The organism is Neisseria sp. HMSC074B07, assembly GCF_001810355.1.
Taxonomy (GTDB): domain Bacteria; phylum Pseudomonadota; class Gammaproteobacteria; order Burkholderiales; family Neisseriaceae; genus Neisseria.
The window spans coordinates 14409-18506 of sequence record NZ_KV800877.1; the positions used below are offsets into that span (position 1 = coordinate 14409).

A 4098-nucleotide genomic window follows, 5' to 3' on the forward strand; every position below is an offset into this window, starting at 1 on the left:
GTCCTGATTTAAATTTAATCCACTATATTATTCCTCTTGCAAAAATCAGCATGATTTCAGGTTTAAATCCGCTTTCCATCTTTTTCGGAAACAAGCGGGGTCGTCTGAAAATAGAAAATGGGAAGCATCTTCTGCTTTCGTTTCTACGCAGGGATGATGCAGTTAAGATGTCCCAGCCTGAATTTGCAAAAGGGTTATTTCACAAAATGGTCTTATTGGCGGGTCAAACATCTGCCCAACCGTCTTCCAATCTGTTTTGTCTTGAATGTACTGTTTCAGCGTTCCCGAATAATGAATTCGGACGCTTGCCCAAATCGTTCCAATTGCCGTCCTTTTAATCCGGCAATACTTTTTTAAAACTTTCAAACGAGGAGAAACCATATGCGAACCCTGTTAACCGGTTCAAAAGGACAATTGGCGCGTTGCTTTCGCGACCGCCTGCCTGAAAATTGGGAATTGATTGCCACCGATTCGACATCCTTGGATATTACAGATACCGAAGCCGTTCGCAATATGGTTCAAAACTTCCAACCCGACGCCATAGTCAATGCAGCGGCCTTTACCGCAGTCGATAAAGCAGAGGCCCATGTCAGCACCGCATTTGCCGTCAACGCCACCGCCGTCCACAACCTTGCCTCTGCCGCCCGCGCCTGCCAAGCCCGCTTTATCCATATCTCTACGGACTATGTGTTCGACGGCACAAACAAGACCCCATACAAAGAGCAAGACTATACCAACCCGCAAAGCGTGTATGGGCGCACTAAAGTCTCAGGCGAACTGCTCGCTTTGGCAGCCAATCCGGACAGCGTCATCATCCGTACCTCATGGCTATTCAGCGAATACGGTAACAACTTTGTCAAAACCATGATCAGACTAGCAGGAGAACGGGACAACCTCTCCATCGTTCATGACCAAACAGGCAGCCCTACTTATGCCGGCGACCTTGCCCAAGCCATCATTACTTTGCTGCAGCAACCCGTTGCCCCACGGGGTATTTATCACTACGGCGGCAATAAATCGGTAACATGGTATGAATTTGCCCAAGCCATTTTCCAAGCGGCGCAACAGCAAGCCCCTAATTTCAGAGTTCCGCAACTGAACGCCATCACGACCGACCAATACCCCCTACCCGCCCCGCGTCCTGCTTACAGCATTATGGACTGCCAAAAAATAGAAAACAAATGCGGCATCAAGGCATCCGATTGGCAAAAAGCGTTAAATGAAATCATCGGCAAGCTGGATAACTGACTAGCACCCTCTGCCATATAAAACAAAAGACCGCAACAAACGAAGCGGTCTTTTGTTTTACTCAAAATATACCGGCAATCAAACGAAATATCATATCGCCACCATCAACACTTTCTCATAAGGTCGTCTGAAATTTCAGACGACGTATTCAGTCGATAACACCCAATTCCTGTAATCCCCGCAACACCCCATCCTCGTCCACACTCGGGCATACAAATTTTGCCACAGCCTTTGCCTCAGCCTCGCCATTCCCCATTGCCACTCCAAATCCGACAGTAGACAACATTTCCAAGTCGTTGAAGCTGTCACCAAATGCCATAACATCCTTCATTTCAATCCCCAGCTTGCCTACGGCATGAGCAATTCCCCTTGCCTTAGAACCTTCAGAACGAAGCATATCCATGGCACATTCATGCCACCGAACCAATTTAAATCCGTTTTGTTGAATTTCATCTTCAATGGCGCGTTCTTGATTGGAGTCTGCAAAGATCAGCATTTGATACACTTTTGCCCGATGAAAATATTCTTTATCCACCAAAAAATCGGGAAAAATATGCGCCAATGCATCTTTAACAAGCGATGAAGGGCTGGAAACCGCAATTTTATTGTTATTCACAAAGGCGTAATCAATATTTTTATTATCCAACGACGCGCATATTTCCATCATATTCGCAGAGTCCATCGGATATTCCTGCAATACTTCCCCGTGAAACGACGTATATTGCCCATTAATGGTCACCAGCATATCGATTCCGCTTTCACGGATCAGCTCCCGTACTTTTTTCGGAATAGCCGCAGGAGGACGACCTGTTGCAATCGCAGTCAATATCCCTTTCTCTTTCAACGCACCCATTGCTTTATAAACGGAAGGTCTCAGGGTATCGGTATATTTTCGATAGAGGGTGTCATCAATATCGAAGAAGATAATTTTCGGATTTTTCATAAGCGGGCAAACAAAAGTTTCATCATTTCAAAGTTCGGCTATTGTACCGCCAACCTAATCAAAAGAATATCTGATTGATATATTTAAATATTCATGAACACAAGCAACCAGAGTTTTATTTTTTTGGAGATACAAAAAAGACAAGCCCCTGAAAATTCAGGGGCTTGTCAAAATCTGGCACGCCCACGGGGAATCGAACCCCGGTTACCGCCGTGAAAGGGCGATGTCCTAACCGCTAGACGATGGGCGCAGAAATTTTCTATTGGCGCACCCGGAGCGATTCGAACGCCCGACCCTCTGGTTCGTAGCCAGATACTCTATCCAACTGAGCTACGGGTGCACTGAAAGAAAGAAAGATTTGGATTATATTTTCCCATACAGGGCTTGTCAAGGGTTTTCTTGGATAAACGATGTGCAAAGTGTAGAATACTGCCCTGTTGTGTGAATTTTCAGGAATTTAGGATGTTTCATCTTTCTCGCTGGTTGAGATTATCGGAAGCTTTTACCCGATTGAACCGCCCTGTTGTGGTCGTTGATTTAGAATCTACCGGCGGCAATCTGTATCAAGACAGGGTGACGGAAATTGCCTTTCTGCGCTTTGAAAACGGCCGGGTAGAACATTACGAACAATTGATCAACCCGGGAAAGCCGATTCCTGAATTTGTCGTCCAACTGACCGGCATTACCAATGAAATGGTGGCGCAGGCTCCCGCTTTCGACCAAATTGCTCCCGACATACTGCCTTTACTGCGCGGCTCTTTGATTGTGGCGCACAACAGCCGTTTCGACTACACCTTCCTGCGTCATGAATTTTGTCGTGCAGGCATCGATTTTGCCGCTCCGGCATTGTGTACCGTCCAACTGTCCCGCCGCCTGTACCCTCAATTTTATAAACACAATCTTGACAGCATTATCAGCAGAATGGGCATTCAAACGGACGAGCGGCATCGTGCGTTAGCCGATGTTTTGGCACTTGCCGATTATTTGGAACACAGTCTGAAAGAGAAAACCTTGGAAGAATGGGATAATCACTGCCGCGCTCTGATGAATCCGAAAATGCTGCCGACGCAGCTATCCGATTCTTTAGCTGCCAAACTCTATTCATTACCCGATACGGTAGGCGTGCTGGTGTGGTTTGACCATTCAGGAAAAGTGCATTCTGTCGAGGCGTATGAAAAAACGTATAGCGAAATCGCCGCCCTACTCCACAGCAAAGAAGGCTTGCACTATGTTCAAAATGCCGCAGATGTGAAATTCATCCCCGCAGTAGGGAGCCTGCATGCCTTGTGGTTGAAAGCGCAGGTTATGCAGGAATATCAAGAGGAGTTATCTGCACCATTTCCCCTCAAGCAATTGAATCCCAAAACATTTATGACTGTTAAGTTCATCCCCGACGAACATGGCGTACTGAAGGCACGAATTGTGCCGCTAGACAACGGCAGCAGCACCACCCGCCCTTACGGTTTGTTTATCCACAAAAAAGCGGCAAAACGCGCATTGAACATCTGGGCGCAAGAACATAATTTCTGTCCCGATGCCTTAAACATTTTGCCGGTCAGTCACGCACAGGGAGCGCCATGCCCCGTGCAGGCTGTCGGCAAGTGCAATGGGACATGCCATAAAGGTGACGGAATCGAAGAACAAAATACCCGAATTCATGCCATGGCATCCAAGCTGCCTGTTGCCGACTGGGGGAAAGTGCATGAAGTGGAAATCACGGAAACAGACGAATTATCAGGCCGCCGCGTCATCATGCGCTGCGCCGGAGGAGCCTTGGAGCTGCCGAACGGACACTGGTATTTCGACAACCTGCTGCCGTCTATATTAAAAATTAAATTCAAACGAGACAGACAAAATATCCGCGTTATCGCTTGAGTATAGTGGATTAACTTTAAACCAGTACGGCG

At 47.0% G+C, this 4098-nt stretch carries 4 protein-coding genes and 2 tRNA genes; 3 read left to right on the plus strand and 3 right to left on the minus strand.

What is annotated here, in order from left to right; translation table 11 throughout:
- Both HMPREF2726_RS14040 and rfbD read left to right on the plus strand, forming a co-directional pair.
- A partial coding sequence (locus tag HMPREF2726_RS14040; RefSeq protein ID WP_168163268.1) for a hypothetical protein occupies positions 1-338 on the plus strand: 338 nt, incomplete at its 5' end.
- Positions 339-381: 43 nt separating this feature from the next.
- Positions 382-1248 carry a dTDP-4-dehydrorhamnose reductase gene (rfbD, locus tag HMPREF2726_RS00475; RefSeq protein WP_070601856.1) on the plus strand — a complete coding sequence of 289 codons (867 nt, stop codon included), beginning with the start codon at positions 382-384 and terminating at the stop codon, positions 1246-1248.
- 148 nt (positions 1249-1396) lie between these two features.
- Here the strand turns inward: rfbD and HMPREF2726_RS00480 are convergent, their stop codons facing one another.
- The 3 genes from HMPREF2726_RS00480 to HMPREF2726_RS00490 all read right to left on the minus strand — a co-directional run bounded on the left by HMPREF2726_RS00480 (position 1397) and on the right by HMPREF2726_RS00490 (position 2531).
- On the minus strand, positions 1397-2191 hold the full coding sequence (locus HMPREF2726_RS00480) for a Cof-type HAD-IIB family hydrolase (RefSeq protein WP_009311645.1): 795 nt from the start codon (positions 2189-2191) through the stop codon (positions 1397-1399).
- A 175-nt stretch (positions 2192-2366) separates the two neighbouring features.
- Positions 2367-2441, minus strand: a tRNA-Glu gene (locus HMPREF2726_RS00485).
- A gap of 13 nt (positions 2442-2454) precedes the next feature.
- Positions 2455-2531 (minus strand) — tRNA-Arg (locus HMPREF2726_RS00490).
- A gap of 122 nt (positions 2532-2653) precedes the next feature.
- Here HMPREF2726_RS00490 and HMPREF2726_RS00495 point away from each other — a divergent pair.
- Positions 2654-4066: a 3'-5' exonuclease family protein gene (locus tag HMPREF2726_RS00495; protein ID WP_009311647.1), complete on the plus strand. Its 1413-nt coding sequence runs from the start codon at positions 2654-2656 to the stop codon at positions 4064-4066.
- The last annotated feature ends 32 nt before the right edge of the window (positions 4067-4098 follow it).

Bases quoted from the DNA above. Each gene is read 5' to 3' on its own strand.
- rfbD (WP_070601856.1), top strand. From the start codon at position 382: ATGCGAACCCTGTTAACCGGTTCAAAAGGACAATTGGCGCGTTGCTTT.
- HMPREF2726_RS00495 (WP_009311647.1), top strand. From the start codon at position 2,654: ATGTTTCATCTTTCTCGCTGGTTGAGATTATCGGAAGCTTTTACCCGA.
- HMPREF2726_RS00480 (WP_009311645.1), bottom strand. From the start codon at position 2,191: ATGAAAAATCCGAAAATTATCTTCTTCGATATTGATGACACCCTCTAT.